We start from the raw sequence: 19,751 nt of genomic DNA, 5'->3' as shown, positions 1-19,751 counted from the left end.
GCTTTTTCGATTACACTATTTTCTTTTTTTTAACACCAAAGGAGAGGAGGATAAGGGCTCCAACAATGACAAGACATACGACCGAACCAATGATGTTATCTTTATTAAACATAAAACTTACAACGATAACTGTAAGTGAAACAATTGCTAATATATTTGTGTACGGAAAACCCTTCAACTGAAATCCTGGCATATGTTGATATGCTGGACGAAGTTTGATTTGGGCAGCACAGATACAAATCCAAATTAACATAACCGTAAATCCTGGTATGGTCATTAAATAACCAATCACTTGATCAGGTGTTATATATGCTAAAAATACACCAGCCAATATACAAATACTTGTAATCATAATTCCTATAACTGGAGTTCCTGACTTCGTTGTTTTCGAAAGTACTTTTGGTGCCTCGCCGCTTTGCCCCATTGAAAACAATGTTCGGGAAGTTGCGTAAATTCCGGAGTTTGCTGCAGACAGGACAGCCGTTAAAAGCACAAAGTTCATAATACTTGCAGCACCAGGCAGACCTGCGAAACTAAATACTTGAACAAATGGACTATCTTTCCCTGTTACTTGATTCCAAGGAATAATACTGCAAATAATTAAAATCGGGAAAATATAAAAAATGATGATCCGCCAAATTGTACTTTTGATTATCTTTGGCATAACCCGTTCGGCGTCTTTCGTTTCAGTTACCGCAACACCAATTAACTCTGCTCCTCCATAAGAAAACATGACAACGAGAAAAGCATTCAGTGTTCCTTTTATTCCATTAGGGAAAAATCCTCCATGACCTAACAAATTAGAGACAGGGTGATGGACAGGACTTGGAACAATACCAAAAACTAGCAATGCTCCTAAGAGAATAAAGGCAACTAATGCAATGATTTTGATACTCGCAAACCAAAATTCTGTTTCGCCATAATAACTTACTTGAAAAAGATTAATAGCAACGATTACAACTGCACAAATAAAGCTTAATAACCATAATGGGGCAGATGGAATCCAAAACTGCAAAAAGCTTCCGCCTGCCAATAATTCAACAATCGTTACCAAGACATAGTTAATCCAATACAGCCAGCCAACAATAAAGGATGTTCTTGAACCAAATGCCTTTTTTACGAGAAGCTGGATATTTAAATTCGGATAAACAATGGCCATTTCTCCTAATGCTGCCATCACAATGAAAAGTATCAAACCTCCAATTAGATAAGAAACAACGACACTTGGTCCGGCCATATTTAATGTATCCGAGCTTCCTTTAAAAATACCTGTTCCAATCATGCCTGCCAAGGCGATAAATTGAACATGCCGCGGCAATAATCCCCGTTTTAAATCCTGCTGCTTTTTCTCCATGAAATTATATCACCCTAACTTTTTAGTTTCTTTTTTGCACAAACGCTTTTAAGCGTTAAAGAACATATTTATATTAATATATCATTTTTTAGTAGAAAGTCAACAAGGATAAAGTTTGTTTGATCTAAACAAAAGTGGGGAAAATAACAGTATTTAAAAGGCAGAATAAAAAATTTAAGGGGGAAAAAACATGAAATTATCCCACCAGAAACGGATTGAACTTCATGGTTTTAATAATCTGACAAAATCCTTGAGTTTTAATATGTATGATATTTGTTATACAAGAACAAAGGAGGAGCGGGAAGCCTATCTGGAATATATTGATGAACAATATAATGCAGACCGATTAACAAAAATTTGTAAGCACGTGTCAGACATTATTGGAGCACATGTATTAAATGTTGCTAGCCAGGATTTTATCCCGCAAGGTGCAAGTGTGACCTACCTTATTTCCGAGGGACCTGTTGAGGATGCTCCCAATGAATCCTTCGAGGAATCACCAGGTCCTTTACCTGAATCTGTTGTATTGCAGCTGGATAAGAGCCATATTACAGTCCATACATATCCTGAGTATCATCCTGATGAAGGAATTAGTACCTTTAGGGCTGATATTGATGTTTCAACATGTGGTGAAATTTCCCCACTAAAAGCCCTGCACTATCTCATCCGTTCGTTTGATACTGATATCATGACCATTGATTACCGTGTTCGTGGCTTCACAAGGGATAAAAACGGTCATAAATTGTTTATTGATCATGACATAAGTTCGATTCAAAATTATATTCCCGATGACATTATTGATCTATATGACATGATTGATGTAAATGTCTATCAGGAAAATATCTTTCATACTAAATGTAAACTAAGGGAATTTGATCTTAATAACTATCTTTTTGGCTATACAAAGGACAAAATATCACCTAAAGAAATAGCTGAAATTACAGAAAGCCTGAAATGGGAAATGGATGAAATTTTTTACGGGAAAAATATCGACAATTATGAAGTCCACTAAACAAAAGGGTTGAAATGAAACCAATCGGTGTTATATTATAATAAATATGAAACCAATTGGTTTCATATTATGGTTTTGAGATGAAAAAATAATGAACATTAGAGGAGTTTTAAAATGAGCCAAGAAACATTACAGGATATCCGTCAGACAATGGTCTATAATGCCCCTATTCAGAAAGTTTGGGATGCAGTTGCTACCTCTGAAGGCTTAGCAGCATGGTTTATGCCAAATGATCTTCTGCCAATCGAGGGGTATGAGTTTCAATTAAATGCTGGTCAATTTGGGATGTCACCATGTAAAGTAACTGTCGTTGATCCCCCAAATAAACTTTCTTTTAATTGGGGAAAGGATTGGACTTTAACGTTTGAATTAAAGGAGCTTGGTGAACAAACAGAGTTTACCCTTATCCATTCAGGGTGGGATGCAAATAAAGTTACAGAATTTGGTGCACCTCATACAGCGGTTCGTGGTAATATGGAACAAGGATGGGCAGGCCTTGTAAAAAAACTGCAGGCATTTGTTGAGGCATAAATGGCTTCATCACACGCAAAGCATGATGTATTCCAAGCAGTTGCAGATCCTACCCGCCGAAAACTCTTAAAACTATTAAGCAATCAAGAAATGTCAATTACTGTTATCAGCGATCACTTTCCGATGACCAGGACTGCTGTTGCCAAGCATCTCCATATTCTTGAAGATGCAGGTCTCGTAAAAGAGAGGAAAGCAGGCAGAGAAAAAAGATATAGACTTGAGCCGGAACCATTGATGGAGTTAAGGGATTGGTTAAATTATTTTGAACTATTTTGGGAAAATAAGCTCAATGCACTGAAAGCTTTTGTTGAGTCAGATGTGCCTGCAAAAAAAGATATTGATAAACAACAAAAATAGCACACGATTATTCGTGTGCTATTTTATATCTGTTAACTATGAGGTTAATTTTACTTTTTTTTGTGTAGTCGTCCATTTTCCACGGCTGGGGCTTATTACTAAGTCATTATAGGCTAAGACATTTAAGTCCCTTTGAATGGTGCGAGGAGTGATACCAAATTCCTCTACAAGTTCCTGTGTTGTCACAGTACCGTTTTTGTGGATAAACATGTAGATGCATTTAATACGGTTTAACATCCGGTTAGTTGAAGGTTTCAAAGAACCACTCCCTATCCTTTTTTCAAACCTGTGGCAATTTCCTGCTACCGACGCCTCTTTGAAGAAAATTCTTCAATGTATGTAGTTTTCTTTTCCGCAGACAACCCCTTCTCGTAGAACAAAACTCGTTCCATTCAATGATGTCCTACATTTACTAATATTGTAACCATTATTTCTGAAAATTTCCACCATAATTATTAAGTTAATGTTAAATTATTCTAAATTCCTCCAAATTCCCCCCTTCTAGATGTTTTACTATAAGAGTATGGTTGAATAGTAATAATATACCAAATTAATTGAAATTTTGGAAAATAAAATATTTTTTCTTTTGATAAATTTTCTTATTTCTTAAAAGAAATTTTTTAAGAAATTTGCAATAATAAGATAGTCAACCATTTTTTTGTTTAGGAGGCTCATAATATTGAACAAAATTGACTGGATGGGTGAAGTAGAAAAGAGAAAAGAAGCACTCATTAAGGATACGCAAGAACTATTACATATTAAAAGTTTATTAGATGAAAAAAATACTTTTCCAGATGCTCCACTAGGTAAAAGAGTAAAAGAGGCACTAGATTTTATGCTTACGCTCGGGGAAAAAGATGGATTTACAGCAAAAAATGTTGGTAATTTAGCTGGTCATCTTGAATTCGGTAAAGGAGAAGAATTGCTCGGAATCCTTTGCCATGTGGATGTTGTCCCAGAGGGGGATGGGTGGACCAGTGACCCATTTGGGGCTGAAATCCGTGATGGGAAAATTTTTGCTCGTGGTGCATTAGATGATAAAGGACCAACAATGGCTGCATACTACGCCATGAAAATTGTAAAAGAGCTGGGATTAGAATTAAAAAAGCGTGTTCGGATGATCATTGGCACAGATGAAGAAAGTAATTGGCGCTGTGTTGATTACTATTTTGAACATGAAGAAATGCCAACCTTGGGATTTGCCCCTGATGCTGACTTTCCAATTATTAATGCGGAAAAAGGGATTTCTGATTTTGATTTTGTTCAGAATAAAACAGATTTTGAAAAAAATGATAATTTGATCGAAATTCTAAGCTTCGAGTCGGGGAGAAGATACAATATGGTTCCCGATTATGCAAAAGCAACCGTTCGAGCTTCTGGAAAAGAATTGGAAATAATCCAGGAGTTTACTCATTTCATGAACAAATTTGGGATTGAAAGCCAGTACCATTTGGAGCAGGATGAGATATGTCTTGAAGTGTATGGTATTTCGGCTCATGGGATGGAACCGAATAACGGAAAAAATGCCGGATTATTTTTAGCTGAATTCCTATCAAAGCAAAAGATTGATGCTCGGGCCGATCATTACTTTCAATTTGTTTCTCACTATTTTTTTGATGATTCTAGAGGTAGGAAACTGGGAGTCTCATACAAGGATGATGTATCTGGAGAGTTGACAATCAATGCGGGAATACTTTCCTATTCTAAAGAAACTCATGGGAAAGTAGGGGTAACCGTCAGATACCCAGTCACGAACAAAATGGAAGAATCAAAAGCGAAGCTTGATGAACTTTTAAGCGGTAAGGGCTTTTTAATACAAAATTTTAAAGATTCAAAGCCACACTTCGTTGATGAAAAAGAGTTCCTGATCCAAACACTTAAAAAGGTTTATCAAGAACAAACTGGTGAGGAAGCAACTTTACTAGCGATTGGCGGCGGGACTTATGCAAGAAGTCTCAAGACGGGAGTTGCGTTTGGTCCATTATTTCCGGGAAGGCCCGATATCGCTCATCAAAAAGATGAATATATCGTTATTGAAGATCTATTAAAGGCAACAGCTATTTATGCACAAGCAATATTTGAGCTAGCCAATAAAGAATGAGAGAGCAGAGGAGTATTTAAAATGAACTGGACATTGATCAATGGGGAATTTGTTGAACGTTCAAATGCAAAAGTCGATATTGAAGATAGAGGCTATCAGTTTGGCGACGGGATTTATGAGGTTATTCGCGTTTATAATGGAAAAATGTTTACCGTAAAGGAACACCTAGAAAGGTTTTTCCGAAGTGCAGAAAGTATTTCCATGTCATTGGAATTCACAATCGAACAGCTGGCTACACAGCTTCAAGAATTAATTGTAAAAAGCAATCTTAAACTGGGCATTATTTACATGCAGGCAACAAGAGGTGTTGCACCAAGGACACATGCTTTTCCTGCTCAAAATGTGCCGTCAACTCTTGTCGCCTATACGAAGGAGCTTGAACGTCCACTCCAAAAGCTGGAGAATGGAGTGCAAACAATTCTTGTAGAGGATATCCGCTGGCTCCGTTGTGATATTAAAAGCTTAAACTTGCTTGGCAATGTTTTGGCGAAACAGAAGGCATCTGAAAATGGCTGCTATGAAGCGATCCAATCCCGTGGCCAGGAGGTAACTGAAGGCAGTTCATCCAATATCTTTATTATTAAAGATGGAGTAATCTATACACACGCTTCTGACAACCTTATCTTAAAAGGAATTACAAAAGATGTCATCCTTAACCTATGTGTGGATAACGGAATTCAAGTAGAAGAAAGAACTTTTACGAAAGAAGAATTAGCTGCAGCAGATGAAGTCTTTCTTTCCAGCACTACCTCTGAAGTAATGCCGGTCATTGTGATTGACGGGAACGCAGTTAACAATGGGGAACCTGGGCTTGTTACTAGGAAACTTCAAGCATTATTTGAGGCGGAAATTACTCGCCAATGTGGGACTTTGAAATAGTAACAAAGACGTGCGGATGAAAAACAGCGCACGTCTTTGTTTTCTCCGTTTTCTTTTAAATCATCATGTAAATGATACAAGTAGAATATATGGAAAGGAATGAATATAAAGATGGAAAAGCAGACGCATTTTTTCTTTGCACTAAAATTACCTGCTAGCACGAAGCAATTGTTGAAAGAGCATTGTGCAAGATTAAAGGAATCCCTCCCATTTCAACGCTGGGTTCACCATGAAGACTTTCATATTACCTTGGCTTTCCTGGGGTTTGTGCCTTCCAATCAACTTGAAGCGGCTATCAATAACGTAGAGGAAACAATTCCTGGCTTCGGGAGCCTTCATTTGAAGATAAATCGTCTCGGGATTTTTGGGAAACCAGACAGCCCGAGGATATTTTTTGCTGATACCGAGGTAAGTAATGAGTTACAATTAGTTAGACAGAGAGTTTATACAGCTTGCATTGAGGCAGGCTTTACACTTGAAACAAGGCCGTTCCGCCCCCATCTTACGCTTGCAAGAAAGTGGGCAGGGGAAAAACCGTTTCAAAGAGAAATGCTTGATGTGTGGAATAAGCTCCAATTGAAGCCAATCGCATTTAAAGGAACAGAGATTGCCTTATATCAAACCCATCTTGACAAAACACCAAAGTATGAAGAGGTCAAATTATTTTCATTGGAAAATACACAGTAAAAAAGGCAGGACTTATCGCTATGGGACAGTTAATAAAGCTTCAGGATTATATTTCACGTTATGAGATGGATATCTTCACCTATCCATCCCGGTTCGTACGTTTGAAAAAACAGCAATGGGAACGAACCAAATTCAATTGGGAGAATGGAGGATTAGATGCTTCTAATCTTACTTTTCATCAGCCTGCTTCAGAATGGGAGGAAGAAGAAGAAAAACCAGCATTGTTAAAAAAGCTAACAGGTCTATTTAAGCATAATCAAAAATCAGATGAAAATGAACAAGTTCTGGAAACTCCAGTGAAAATTGAGGAAGATCCTTTGCAATTTACAGCTACATTTTCTTTTAAGCCAGAATCAATTGATGAGTTGAAACGGCAATTTTTAGATCAGCTTTATCGTTTTCAATTAAAATGGGCCAGTTCAACGATCACAGAAAAATCCCCTATTCATTCAAAATATTACTTTGAGGAAAACTTAAAGTTTTTTTTGCAACGGTTTCCTGATACATACCTTGTTTTATATAGGCCGATTTTTCTTTTAAAAAAAGCGCCGCTTGAAGCAGAAATCATCTTGTTGACGCCAACAGATGTATGGTGCATCACCTTTATTGAAGCAGAGGATTCTGCGGTGTTCATTGGGTCAAATGAACGGTTTTGGCTAAAGCGAACGGAAAGCTCAGAAAAGAAAGTACTAAATCCTTTGTTAACTTTAAATCGTACGGAAAAGATTGTTCAAAATATTTTTAAGATGCACGAAATTGATTTCCCAATACATAAATTATTAGTAAGCCGTAACGGCTATATTGATTATCCTTCAGCCCCTTTTGGTGTAGAATTTGCGGAAGTACGTAATTTTAATACCTGGTTTCAGTCAATGCGTGCCCTTAAGTCGCCCTTGAAACATATCCAATTAAAGGCAGCAAAGGTTCTTTTACAATTTTGTCACACCGACAGCAGAAGAAGACTGGAATGGAACATAGAGGTTGAAAATGAATAAACCAAAATTGATTTGAGGAAGGCTTAATGCCTTTAAATGAATAATAAAAAGATTAGAAGATGATCTGAAAGAGAGGGATTCAAGTGGATATCAATAGGCCTTTTCTAGCATATCTAGATGAAATGAATATCATTACGATTCTACTTCCGCTTTCATATCACCATGGATTTTCAACTTCGTTCACGATAACTTCTGATCATGAGCAGAAACCATTAAAAATGATCGAAAATAAACGGATTGACGATTATCAAAAATATACTTGTTCGATAGACGATGAAATTTTGTTTGGTAAGACCTATTGGATCAACGATGATCATAGCGGGAAAACGGATCTTCAAATTGGCGCTGTTATTCGGAGCGCTGGATTTGATGAAAAATTTTATTATCCTGCAAAAGACTTGGGTGTTACCTGCGAAAAAGAGCAAACCATTTTTAAACTTTGGGCACCAACTGCAACACAGGTAAAATTGAAGCTGAAACATCCTGATGGTACCTTTATTGAAATGGTCAAAATGAAAAGGAATGATGGGGTTTGGACAGCGGTGATAAATCGTGACTTGGAATATTATCACTATTCCTATCTGGTTTGTGTCAATCTGGAATGGAGAGAAGCAGTTGACCCCTATGTCAATGCAGTTACAGCTAATGGTGAGCTTGGAATTATTGTAAAAATGGCGAAAACAAAAAGGGGAAAATCATCATTAGCTACTTTTAGCCATCCGGTAGATGCGATTATTTACGAAACGCATGTAAGGGATTTTACGGTCCACCCAAACAGTGGAGCAAAGCATAAGGGTCTTTACCTTGGAGCGGGGGAGAAGGGGACGAAAGGGAAAGGGGAACAATTAACTGGCCTTTCTTACTTAAAATCAATCGGTGTTACCCATATTGAGTTTCTTCCTTTTAATGATTTTGCTGGGGTGAACGAATTTCATCCAAAAGGAGAATATAATTGGGGCTATAACCCTCTTCACTATAATGTCCCAGAAGGCAGCTATGCGACTGACCCTGCCAATCCCTATTCCCGAATTAACGAACTAAAACAATTAATTGAAGAAATTCATCATGAAGGTCTCCGTGTGATGATGGATGTTGTTTATAACCATGTCTATAAACGTGAACTATCTTCTTTTGAAAAAATAGTTCCTGGATATTATTTTCGCCATAATGAATTTGGAATCCCATCAAACGGAACAGGGGTTGGAAATGATCTAGCGTCTGAAAGGCTGATGGTCCGTAAATTCATTTTGGATTCCATTCGTTTTTGGGTAGAGGAATACCATGTTGATGGATTTAGGTTTGATTTAATGGGAATTTTGGATATTAAAACGATCAATGAGATTAGAGAATTGTGCAATCGTTTGCAAGAGGGGATTCTCCTAATCGGAGAAGGCTGGAACCTAAATACCCCGCTCCCATATGAGGAAAAGGCTGCCCTCCACAACCAATCCAAGATCTTAAATGTTGCTCAGTTTAATGACCAATTTCGAGATTCGATAAAAGGGAGTACATTTAACTTATATGATAAAGGCTACGCCTTGGGGAATGACCATTATCGTGAAGCAGCTATCGAAGGGATTACTGGAAGCATTGGCTTTTTAAACAAAGAGGGTATGATGTTCAATGAACCCATGCAATCTGTCAACTATGTTGAGTGCCATGATAACCATACGATGTGGGATAAGCTTCAAAGGTGTTTCCTGGATAGGGATGAAACTCAACTCATTCGATATCACCGTCTTGCAACCAGTCTGGTGCTGTTATCTCAAGGAATTCCATTTCTTCATAGCGGTCAAGAATTTTTTCGAACGAAAAAGGGTGTTGGGAATAGTTACCGTTCCCCAGATTCGATTAATCAACTTGATTGGGACCGAAAATTAAAATACACAGAGAATGTTGAGTATATAAAAGGGATTATTCAAATCAGGAAAAAATTCCCTTGTTTCCGCTTACGGACTGCTGAAGAGATACGCCAAAGAATAAAGTTATTGTCGCTCGCACATCCTTTAATTGGCTTTTCTTATCATAATGGTTCAGGAGATTTTCAAGAAGTCACTTTGCTTATTAATCCAACTGACAACACACAAAAGGTAATCGTGCCAGAGGGGGATTGGTTTTTGATAGCCGATGAAAAAATCGTTTGTACCGATCCGTTTGAAAAAAAAGTCCAATGTGAAGTCAGTCTTGCTCCGATATCGTTGAATATTTTAGTGAAAAAGTAATGTATTTTTGATAATTGTCGATAAAGACAATGAATTTATTAGTTAGTCTTGACTATAAAAGCATTTACGAGATAAAATTTAAAAAGATGGCTATTGTGTGTAATGGTATCAATAGCCTTTTTTTTATTTTCTTAAAATATAAAGCTGTTAGTGTTCATCAACAAAAACCTTTCAGCTACGGATTATACTTCGCTATAATGATGGGTTTATTCATTAGAACGGGATAAATTGAAGGTGAACAATTTTGGAACATATATTAGGACAAGAATGGGAAATTGTCCCTGCAGGAGGACTTACAGGGGAGGCCTTTTATGCTAAGCATGAAGATCAGAGACTTTTTCTTAAGCGTAATTCCTCTCCTTTTCTTGCAGTGCTATCAGCAGAAGGGATCGTCCCCAAGCTTGTTTGGACTAAGAGGCTGGAAAATGGCGATGTGATAACTGCTCAACAATGGCTTAACGGAAGAGAATTAAAACCAGTGGAGATGACGAAAGAACGAGTCGCTAATCTATTACGGAAAATTCATCATTCAGAACCATTGCTAACGATGTTAAGAAGGTTAGAAAAAAATCCACTTCTTCCAGAAAATCTTTTTAAAATGGTCTTGAAACAACTGGATGAAGATGTTCTCATTCTTCCAGAAGTTAAGAAATCGATTGACTTTTTAAAAAAGGAACAAGAGAATGTTTACAGTGAAATGAAAGTAGTTTGTCATGGTGATGTGAATCATAACAACTGGCTGCTTGCTGAAAACAACCAGTTGTACCTTATTGATTGGGATGGAGCGATGATTGCTGATCCAGCAATTGATTTAGGTTTACTCCTCTATTGGTATATCAAAGAGGAAAATTGGGGAGATTGGCTTGCCATGTATGGCACAAAAATGACCGCTCATTTAAAACTTAGAATGAAATGGTATGTGGCCCTACAAACCTTAACTTCAGTCCAATGGCATAAGAACAAAAGTCATTTTCAAGAAATGAATAAATGGGTGCAATTTTTAAATAGTATTTTGTAATTTACGAAAATTGATCAATGTTGGAAACCCATTGTGAAAGATTATCCTGGTTTGCTGTGATATGCTGATCTAAGTCAGCTGTTTGTGCACCGTGCTGGCTATAGGTATAAACTTCTTCCAATATATTTTTAACATTTTGGTCAATTTGTGTGTTTACCATAAGGGATTTCACTAAACGTTCCAATTGTTCACATTCAGCAACGGATCCACAGCAATCTGTTTGATGGTTGCTTAAAATATCCTTTAATAATGTTACCTGGTCTTGATGACTTAATGGCATGAAAAATTCACCCTTTCATGTTGTCTTAAAAAGGAATTCACTTTAGCATGTGAATTCCTTTTTTCGTTTATGCATTGGATATCTTCTTGGTTTTTTCTTAAAATTGAATAAAACGAGGCAAAATAAACTTGAAAGTGCGTTCTTTGCATGATATCGTTTGAACGATATGATAATTAGGAGTGTAAGTAATGCGATTAAGACATAAACCTTGGGCACAGGAAAAAATAGAGCAATATCCACAATACGTCGTTGCCAATCCTGAAATGCATAAAGGAAAATGGCATGAACCATTTGAAAAAAAGCAGCCGCTTCATATTGAAATTGGCACTGGAAAAGGCCGATTTATAACAGAGATGGCGAAAGCTCATCCCGATATTAATTATATTGGGATTGAAGTATATAAAAGTGTTATTGTAGATGCATTAGACAAGTTAATTGAAGCAGACCTTCCAAACCTTAAGCTATTGAACATTGATGCGAACGATTTGGAAAAGCTTTTTGCCAAAAATGATGTAGACCGCATCTATTTAAACTTTTCTGATCCTTGGCCGAAAACCCGTCACGAGAAAAGACGGTTAACCTATAAAAGCTTCCTTAAGCTTTATGAAAATATCTTGAAGGATGCCGGGGAAATCCATTTTAAAACAGACAATCAAAGCTTGTTTGAGTATTCCTTAATGAGTTTTTCCCAGTATGGTTTATTGTTAAAGTATCTCAGTCTTGACCTTCATCATAGTGATTTTGAAGGGAATATCATGACAGAATACGAACAAAAGTTTTCCGAAAAAGGCAACCGTATTTTTAGATGTGAAGTAAAATATCAATGAGTGTTTAGGACCCGTTCATGATGAACAGGTCTTTTTTTAGCTAATTGGAAAGTATAAGTGCAACTACACCTCTGTCTTCGCCCTTAGGGGCTCGCCAATCGGCGAGTTTTCTTTATGGCCAAAAATTTCCAATGTTGCTAAAATGAATCCATGGGACAAAGGAGGAATTTAAATGGAAACATTAAAGGTTGGAAATGTTTCGCTTACATGGTTATCGGGAGGGATAATCAACTTGGATGGCGGGGGAATGTTTGGCGTAGTACCGAAACCGGTTTGGGAAAAAAAGTATCCTTCCAATGAAAAAAATCAAGTAAGATTATCAACTGATCCTATTTTAATCCAGTTTGGGGGAAATAACATTCTGCTGGATACGGCCTGGGCAACGGGAAACTGACAGAAAAGCAAATTCGAAATAACGGGGTTGAAAAAGAATCAGAGGTTGAAGTTTGTTTGGAGGAAATCGGATTAACTGCTGCTGATATTGATACGGTCATCTTGACGCATATGCATTATGACCATGCCTGTGGTCTAACTGTTCTTGAAAATGGAGAATATCGGTCTGTTTACCCTAATGCGAAGATTATTGTTTCACAAATTGAGTGGGATGAGATGAGGGAACCGACGATTCGGACGAAAGGCACTTACTGGAGGGAAAATTGGGAACCGATTGCAGGACAAGTTGTTACGATTGATCAAGAATGGAGCTTCGGACCGTTGAAGCTGATTCATACTGGCGGGCATAGTAATGGACATTGTATTTTAGTAATTGAAGATGACGGTGAAACAGCTCTCCATATGGGCGACATTATGCCAACACATGCACATCAGAACGTTTTATGGGTACTTGCCTTTGACGACTATCCAATGGACTCGATTTCTGCAAAGCAAAAATGGATTTCATATGGCCTCAAAAAAAGTGCCTGGTTTACTTTTTATCATGATGATTATTATCGGGCAGTGAAGTGGGGGCCTGAAGGGGAAATCACTGAAAACGTAAGAAAAGAAAACTAAGGTCAGTCTGATGGACTGGCCTTTTGTTTACTTACGATCATTTATGGGATAAATATCAATAATGGTTCCAGTGCTAGCATCAGCAATAAATTCGAATTGCTTTTGCTCCCCATTTTCGTGTTTGGATACGCCACCTTTATATACCTTATAACTGATCTGTTCCTTTTCATATAGTTCCGCTTCCATATGAATCCATGAACCGCTTATGTTTCCATGTTGTTTGAACTGATTTTTTACGTCATCCAAAACCTTCTCGGCTGATCTATTTACCTTTTTGGAGATCATCTCTTTCGCAGCATATCCGCCGATTAACCCGACAGCTGTTCCAATCATAAACGGCTTCCAATTCATACGTTTCCCCTCCACATATTTCCGTTTGTCTTTCTTTAGTATAGCTGATTTAAGATGGAGAACCTAATCATATCCTCATTGAAAAGTCAATTGGTGGAAAGCAGTCATAAACTTCGGTACAATACATGTATACATATTAAAGAAAAGCTAAAAAGCGCCGCTGGGTGCTGCGGCTGGACAATTTAAATGGTTAAAGGAGTCCGTCAGATGGAGGAACAAACTTTAAAGCTATTTCAAACATTAACTGAATTACCTGGAGCTCCAGGTAATGAACATCTAGTAAGAAATTTCATGAGAGAACAATTATCTCTGTATTCAGACGAAATTGTTCAAGATAAACTAGGAAGTATTTTTGGAATCAAAAAAGGAACTGAAAATGGACCAACCGTTATGGTAGCAGGACATATGGATGAAGTTGGTTTTATGGTTACTCAAATAACAGATAATGGAATGCTGCGTTTTCAACCGCTAGGCGGCTGGTGGAGCCAGGTCTTGCTGGCACAGCGCGTGCAGATTATGACTGATAATGGTCCGATCATAGGTGTTATTGGTTCCATACCGCCACATTTGCTCGATGAATCCAAAAAGAATAAACCAATGGAAATTAGTAATATGCTAATTGATATTGGAGCAGATGACAAAGAAGATGCCCAAAAAATTGGCGTTAAACCTGGACAGCCTATTCTTCCAATTTGCCCATTTACTCCTATGGCAAATAAGAAAAAAATTATGGCAAAAGCCTGGGATAACCGTTATGGCTGCGGCCTTGCCATTGAGCTTTTAAAAGAGGTAAAAGACGAAACATTACCAAATACCCTTTATGCTGGGGCAACCGTACAGGAAGAAGTTGGCCTAAGGGGTTCACAGACTGCGGCAAATATGATTAAACCTGATATCTTTTTTGCCCTTGATGCAAGTCCAGCGAATGATATGACAGGGAAAAAATCAGAATTTGGTCAGTTAGGAAAGGGAACTTTATTAAGAATCCTTGATCGGACAATGGTTACCCATCGAGGAATGAAAGAATTTGTCCTTGATACAGCCGAGAAGTACAAGATTCCATATCAATATTTTGTATCACCAGGGGGAACCGATGCTGGCAAGGTGCACTTATCAAATGAAGGTGTACCAAGTGCAGTTATTGGAATTTGCTCGCGATATATTCATACACATGCTTCGATTATTCACGTTGATGATTATGCTGCTGCAAAAGAATTGGTTGTCAATTTAGTCAAAGCATGTGATCAGACTACAGTGGATACGATTAGAGCAAATTGCTAATAATGAAAATAACGCTGAGGGGGCATTTCATTTGCCTCCTTTTTTCCTGTGTTAGAGGAGAGGTCAAAATGAAAATTATTATTGGTTCCAAAAATCCAGCCAAAAATCAGGCTGTAAAAAATGCGTTTCATGGTGGTAATTTTGAATTCATTTCAATGGATATTCCCTCTGGCGTCAATGAACAGCCTTTCTCTGATGAAGAAACCATAAATGGAGCGATTAATCGCGCTGTTAATGCGTTAAAACAGGGAGAAGGTGAGATCGGAATCGGGCTTGAAGGGGGCGTCCAGGAAACAAGTCATGGTCTGCTGCTTTGTAATTGGGGAGCTCTTGCTTCAAATGACTTTGACCCCCTTATTGCAGGTGGAGCGAGGCTGCTACTTCCAGAAGAAATCGCCCAAAGACTTCGAGCAGGAGAAGAGCTGGGGCCTGTGATGGATGATTATGCAAAAATGAAAAATGTGCGAAAGCACGAAGGTGCCATAGGAATTTTTACGGATGGAGTCATTAATAGAGTTAAAATGTTTACACATATTATGAATTTGTTAGTTGGACAATATGATTATAAAAAAAGAATGAACGAACAAAGCGAATGAGTTTTGTTCAACAGGGATAAATAACAATTGAAATGAGGACAAGCAGTTTAAAGGACGAAGCAAAAACCATGATGTGCATGGTGAATTCTGTTAAGATAGAGTATATAGGAGGCATGGATATGAAAAATTTAGAAACAATGGAGCAATTTGAACAATTAAAAAATGATGGAAACCATATATTTGTATTTTCTGCTGGGTGGTGCCCAGATTGCAGATTTATCGATCCATTTATGCCTGAAGTGGAAACGAAATTTAGTGAATACACTTTTGTTCATATTGATCGGGATGATTTTATCGATTTGTGTCAGCAGCTTGATGTATACGGAATTCCAAGCTTTTTAGCCTATGAAAATGGAAAGGAATTAGGCCGTTTTGTCAGCAAGGACCGTAAGACACAAGAAGAAATCGAAAGTTTCATTAACGGATTAAAATAAACACCATAGGTTGTCTCTTTGAGACAGCCTTCTTTTTTTGTACAATAGAGGTAATGTTCCTTTAAGGTGGGATAAAATGACTAAAATGGATAGTATCACAATGAAAAAGGCTTTGGAAGCAAGGTTAGCAGGAGAAGATCGATTAATCATTTACGATCGGGAAAAGGATACACTGAGAATTGAAAGCAAGCTGACCAAAAAGGGAATTACAGTATCCTTGTCGGGGATCATTGCGAAATGGCATACTGAAAAAGATAAAGCCATTGATGAAGTGGTCTATTATGTGGAGGAAGGACTCCATGCAATGGTGGATGAAGTACAATTAACCGATCATGAGAAAAATATCTACCCCGTCATTCGTTCTGCCTCATTTCCTAGTGAATCAGAGGAAGGGGTCTCGTTCCTATTTGACGAACATACGGCAGAGACAAGGATTTACTATGCTTTTGATATGGGTAAAACCTATCGGTTAATTGATACCCGCTTGATGGAAAAGGAAGGCTGGGAGGCAAATAGAATAAGGGAAATTGCTTTATTCAATGTACGATCACTCTCAACCAAAATGAAGGAAGATCATGTTGCTGATAATGTTTTTTATTTTTTAAATACAAATGACGGCTATGATGCGAGCCGTATTTTAAATAAAAGATTTTTAAATAAAATAGAAAAGCAAATAACAGGGACAATGGTTCTTGCTTTGCCCCATCAGGATGTGCTGATTATAGCAGATATTCGTAACAATACAGGCTATGATGTACTCGCCCAAATGGCGATGAGTTTTTTTGCCAGTGGCCGTGTTCCGATCACAGCATTATCATTTTTATATGAAAATGGGGAACTCGAACCAATTTTTATTTTAGGAAAAAATAAAAAACACTGATTGCAGCAGTTAAGGATCACCCAATAGTGGTCCTTTTTTCTATTTTTTCAGCCGTTAGAACTATTCTTTGAATTTTAGTCGAATTATTATTAAAAACTGATAAAATAGAATGATAGTAACATAGAAAGAGTGATTTTTTTGAGTTGGATCCAAAATTTTTTTGAAAGGTTTAAAAAAGAGGAGGAAGCTGTACAACAAGAAATACATACAAATCAACCTAGCATACAGCAGAAAAGGCAGCAACCTGCTCACAAGGAATTGGATGCTAGAATTACCTACCAATACCCAAAAGGACATTTTAGGTTCCCGATCATTCCGGATGAGAAAAAAACAATCCGCCATGAAAAAGAGCATGTGGAAAAGAAAAATCAATCGAAGGATCGAAATCAATCGAAGGATCGAAATCAATCGAAGGATCGAAATCAATCACAAAGAGACCACGAACAAAGGCTCCAAAAAGAAGCGGTTAAACCGAAAAAAGTTCCTTTAGAAAAAATTCATAGTAACGGGCCATTCCGTCCAACTGAAATTCCTTCCCCTGTCTTTGGTTTCAATCGTCCAAAGACGACGGCGGTAGAGTATGAACTTAGTCATTTTGCAATAGATGCACAGGACCACGAAGATGCTGCGCTGTTGAAAGATAGTAAAGGGATGGAGGAATCAGAACCGATTGCATCCATCGAAAGTGAAGATATCCTTCAAGCAAGCGAGGCTGTTTTGGGTGATGTTGTAAGTGATGATCGTGAGCTTCTAGAAGCAAAAGTGGATAATGAAACCATCCAGAATGATTCAGTGTTAGATCGACTATTATTTGAGATTGAATCTGATGAACAAGATCAGGATGTAATAGATTCGCTGGAAGATGATCATGAAAACAACATGATTGAACAGGTCCAAACAGAAGTGGAGTTAGCTTCTGTTGAAGTGGCGGCAGCCATCACTACCGAACAACTCTCGTTTGAAAATAGTGAAACTTGTGAGGATATTGACGAAGAATTCACAGAAGCAGTCGTCGATCAAATTACAAATGATGAAAGAGAATTAGTAGCAAGCAAAGATGAACCTGAAGAAAGTATCGACGAGCTAGAACTTGAAAAGCCGAAACGAAAACATCTGCCTTTTAATGTCATGATGTTGAAACAGGATAAACAAAAATGGGAAGAGAAAAGGCAGCAGAAGGAGAAACCAAGTATTTCTTTGCAAAGTACCCCTTCTGTACCGATTGATGAGGTAGTTCCTAAAAAACCTTCCGTACCAATTGAAGAGTTAGTTCCTAAAATGGAAACAAACGTTAAAGAAATGACTGTAAACTCAGAAGAAGGTACTTATGAATTTCCTGCTTTTGATTTGTTGAATCCACCCATTGTGATAGATATAGATTCAGACTGGCTTAAGGAGCAAGAAAATCTTTTAAATCAGACTTTAGAAAATTTTAATGTTGGTGCAAGGGTTGTTAATATTACCCAAGGCCCATCTGTTACAAGATTTGAGGTTCATCCTGAACCTGGTGTAAAAGTAAATAAGGTAACTAACCTAACAGATGATATTAAGTTGAGCCTTGCAGCAAGGGATATTCGGATGGAAGCTCCAATTCCCGGGAAACATACAATCGGGATTGAAGTACCAAACCAAAAATCAAGGCCGGTACAAATAAGTGAAATTATTCTAAGTCATGTTTTTCGTGATTCTGTATCACCATTAACCGCTGTATTGGGATTAGATATTTCAGGTAAACCGATTGTAACAGATTTAAAGAAAATGCCGCATGGTTTAATTGCTGGGGCAACTGGTTCCGGAAAAAGTGTTTGTATCAATACAATCTTAGTAAGTTTATTGTATAAAGCAAGTCCGGATGATTTAAAACTATTGTTAATTGATCCTAAGATGGTGGAATTAGCTCCATATAATCGGATCCCACACCTTGTTAGTCCAGTCATCACAGATGTAAAAGCGGCGACTGCGTCTTTAAAATGGGCTGTAGAAGAAATGGAGCGGCGCTATGAATTATTTGCTCACACAGGGGTTCGTGATATTAACAGATTTAATGAATTAGCAATGCAGCATAAAAGATATTCCGATAAACTGCCGTTTATTGTGATTGTGATCGATGAATTGGCGGATTTAATGATGATGTCACCAGCAGATGTTGAGGAAGCCATATGCAGAATTGCTCAAAAAGCAAGAGCATGCGGCATCCATCTCATTATTGCAACTCAAAGACCATCTGTGGATGTCATAACAGGTCTTATTAAGGCTAATATCCCGACGCGGATCGCTTTTTCTGTTTCTTCTCAAGTCGATTCACGAACCATTATTGATATTGGAGGGGCAGAGAAATTGCTGGGCCGGGGATATGTTATTCTTAGAAAATGGATCATCAAAACCAGTAAGGTTACAAGGAACGTTTGTATCTGATGATGAAATTGATCTTGTTGTGGCACATGTAAGAGAACAGCAAGAAGCGAATTATTTGTTTGAGCAGGAAGAGCTGTTAAAAAAGGCACAAGTTTCTGAGGAAGAGGATGAACTTTTCTACGAAGCCATTGAATTTGTTGTTGACCAGTCCAGTGCATCAACATCAAGCCTGCAGCGAAGGTTTAAAATTGGCTATAATCGGGCTGCCAGACTAATGGAAATGATGGAGCAGCAAGGCTATATTTCCAGCGCCAAAGGAAGTAAACCAAGAGATGTTCTTATAACTGCAGCCGACCTCGAAACCATTCAAGAAACTGGTATCTAAAAGGTTAACGAAAGGCTCTAATTGTCAATAATAGAAATAAAAGGTTAATAATGAACAATCTTCAAGCTGGAAAAAAACTGCTATTAAAAAAACTGTTCGATAGTTTTCATGATGGAATAGTGCTATAATATCTAAATGTGATTTCAATTAAAATGTAATAATAAATTTATTAAATTAAACATGTCTATTTGAAAC

The 19,751-nt window shown here is 37.6% G+C and carries 18 protein-coding genes and 2 pseudogenes; 16 read left to right on the top strand and 4 right to left on the bottom strand.

The features are described from left to right. Positions 1–10: 10 nt before the first annotated feature. Positions 11–1,354 (bottom strand): amino acid permease, encoded by a 1,344-nt coding sequence (locus RCG17_RS07005; RefSeq protein ID WP_308174512.1) that lies wholly within the window; start codon positions 1,352–1,354, stop codon positions 11–13. 190 nt (positions 1,355–1,544) lie between these two features. Here RCG17_RS07005 and speD point away from each other — a divergent pair, with 190 nt between their 5' ends. From speD to RCG17_RS06990, 3 genes are all read left to right on the top strand, one after another. After that, complete coding sequence (speD, locus tag RCG17_RS07000; protein ID WP_308174511.1) at positions 1,545–2,366, top strand: adenosylmethionine decarboxylase; 822 nt, start codon at positions 1,545–1,547, stop codon at positions 2,364–2,366. Positions 2,367–2,480: 114 nt separating this feature from the next. Next, positions 2,481–2,897 carry an SRPBCC family protein gene (locus RCG17_RS06995; RefSeq protein ID WP_308174510.1) on the top strand — a complete coding sequence of 139 codons (417 nt, stop codon included), beginning with the start codon at positions 2,481–2,483 and terminating at the stop codon, positions 2,895–2,897. Beyond that, positions 2,898–3,254, top strand: coding sequence for an ArsR/SmtB family transcription factor (locus RCG17_RS06990; protein ID WP_308174509.1), 357 nt, complete (start codon positions 2,898–2,900; stop codon positions 3,252–3,254). Positions 3,255–3,290: 36 nt separating this feature from the next. On the opposite strand, the gene RCG17_RS06985 is transcribed toward RCG17_RS06990, so the two are convergent. Continuing rightward, positions 3,291–3,512 carry a DeoR family transcriptional regulator gene (locus RCG17_RS06985; RefSeq protein WP_308174508.1) on the bottom strand — a complete coding sequence of 74 codons (222 nt, stop codon included), beginning with the start codon at positions 3,510–3,512 and terminating at the stop codon, positions 3,291–3,293. Positions 3,513–3,933: 421 nt separating this feature from the next. Between RCG17_RS06985 and pepV the strand changes: the two genes are divergently transcribed. The 6 genes from pepV to RCG17_RS06955 all read left to right on the top strand — a co-directional run bounded on the left by pepV (position 3,934) and on the right by RCG17_RS06955 (position 11,156). Beyond that, positions 3,934–5,355: a dipeptidase PepV gene (pepV, locus tag RCG17_RS06980; RefSeq protein WP_308174507.1), complete on the top strand. Its 1,422-nt coding sequence runs from the start codon at positions 3,934–3,936 to the stop codon at positions 5,353–5,355. A 21-nt stretch (positions 5,356–5,376) separates the two neighbouring features. Next, complete coding sequence (dat, locus tag RCG17_RS06975; RefSeq protein WP_308174506.1) at positions 5,377–6,234, top strand: D-amino-acid transaminase; 858 nt, start codon at positions 5,377–5,379, stop codon at positions 6,232–6,234. A 111-nt stretch (positions 6,235–6,345) separates the two neighbouring features. Next, entirely contained in the window at positions 6,346–6,921 is a 576-nt protein-coding gene (thpR, locus tag RCG17_RS06970) for an RNA 2',3'-cyclic phosphodiesterase (protein ID WP_308174505.1), read from the top strand. Positions 6,922–6,941: 20 nt separating this feature from the next. Further along, positions 6,942–7,916: a nuclease-related domain-containing protein gene (locus tag RCG17_RS06965; protein WP_308174504.1), complete on the top strand. Its 975-nt coding sequence runs from the start codon at positions 6,942–6,944 to the stop codon at positions 7,914–7,916. An 83-nt stretch (positions 7,917–7,999) separates the two neighbouring features. After that, complete coding sequence (pulA, locus tag RCG17_RS06960; protein ID WP_308174503.1) at positions 8,000–10,138, top strand: type I pullulanase; 2,139 nt, start codon at positions 8,000–8,002, stop codon at positions 10,136–10,138. A gap of 244 nt (positions 10,139–10,382) precedes the next feature. Further along, positions 10,383–11,156, top strand: coding sequence for a phosphotransferase family protein (locus RCG17_RS06955; RefSeq protein WP_308174502.1), 774 nt, complete (start codon positions 10,383–10,385; stop codon positions 11,154–11,156). Between the two features lies 1 nt (position 11,157). Here the strand turns inward: RCG17_RS06955 and RCG17_RS06950 are convergent, their stop codons facing one another. Beyond that, entirely contained in the window at positions 11,158–11,436 is a 279-nt protein-coding gene (locus RCG17_RS06950) for a YtzH-like family protein (RefSeq protein ID WP_308174501.1), read from the bottom strand. 188 nt (positions 11,437–11,624) lie between these two features. Between RCG17_RS06950 and trmB the strand changes: the two genes are divergently transcribed. Both trmB and RCG17_RS06940 read left to right on the top strand, forming a co-directional pair. Further along, a complete protein-coding gene (gene trmB / locus RCG17_RS06945) occupies positions 11,625–12,263 on the top strand; it encodes a tRNA (guanosine(46)-N7)-methyltransferase TrmB (RefSeq protein WP_308174500.1) in 639 nt (212 codons plus the stop codon). Positions 12,264–12,435: 172 nt separating this feature from the next. Next, positions 12,436–13,274 (top strand): annotated as a pseudogene (locus RCG17_RS06940) (MBL fold metallo-hydrolase). A gap of 27 nt (positions 13,275–13,301) precedes the next feature. Here RCG17_RS06940 and RCG17_RS06935 read toward each other — a convergent pair. Continuing rightward, entirely contained in the window at positions 13,302–13,625 is a 324-nt protein-coding gene (locus tag RCG17_RS06935; RefSeq protein ID WP_308174499.1) for a PepSY domain-containing protein, read from the bottom strand. A gap of 207 nt (positions 13,626–13,832) precedes the next feature. Between RCG17_RS06935 and RCG17_RS06930 the strand changes: the two genes are divergently transcribed. The 5 genes and pseudogenes from RCG17_RS06930 (at position 13,833) to RCG17_RS06910 (ending at position 19,556) form a co-directional block, all read left to right on the top strand. Continuing rightward, entirely contained in the window at positions 13,833–14,906 is a 1,074-nt protein-coding gene (locus tag RCG17_RS06930) for a M42 family metallopeptidase (protein WP_308174498.1), read from the top strand. 68 nt (positions 14,907–14,974) lie between these two features. Next, positions 14,975–15,502 (top strand): DUF84 family protein, encoded by a 528-nt coding sequence (locus tag RCG17_RS06925; protein ID WP_308174497.1) that lies wholly within the window; start codon positions 14,975–14,977, stop codon positions 15,500–15,502. A 119-nt stretch (positions 15,503–15,621) separates the two neighbouring features. Further along, positions 15,622–15,936: a thioredoxin family protein gene (locus tag RCG17_RS06920; protein WP_308174496.1), complete on the top strand. Its 315-nt coding sequence runs from the start codon at positions 15,622–15,624 to the stop codon at positions 15,934–15,936. A gap of 85 nt (positions 15,937–16,021) precedes the next feature. Then, positions 16,022–16,816 (top strand): DUF1444 domain-containing protein, encoded by a 795-nt coding sequence (locus tag RCG17_RS06915; protein WP_308175782.1) that lies wholly within the window; start codon positions 16,022–16,024, stop codon positions 16,814–16,816. 651 nt (positions 16,817–17,467) lie between these two features. Continuing rightward, a pseudogene (locus RCG17_RS06910) lies at positions 17,468–19,556 on the top strand (DNA translocase FtsK). The last annotated feature ends 195 nt before the right edge of the window (positions 19,557–19,751 follow it).

It is taken from the genome of Neobacillus sp. PS3-12, assembly GCF_030915385.1.
Classification (GTDB): domain Bacteria; phylum Bacillota; class Bacilli; order Bacillales; family Cytobacillaceae; genus JAEVLT01.
This window is presented reverse-complemented; position numbering and strand designations above follow the sequence as displayed.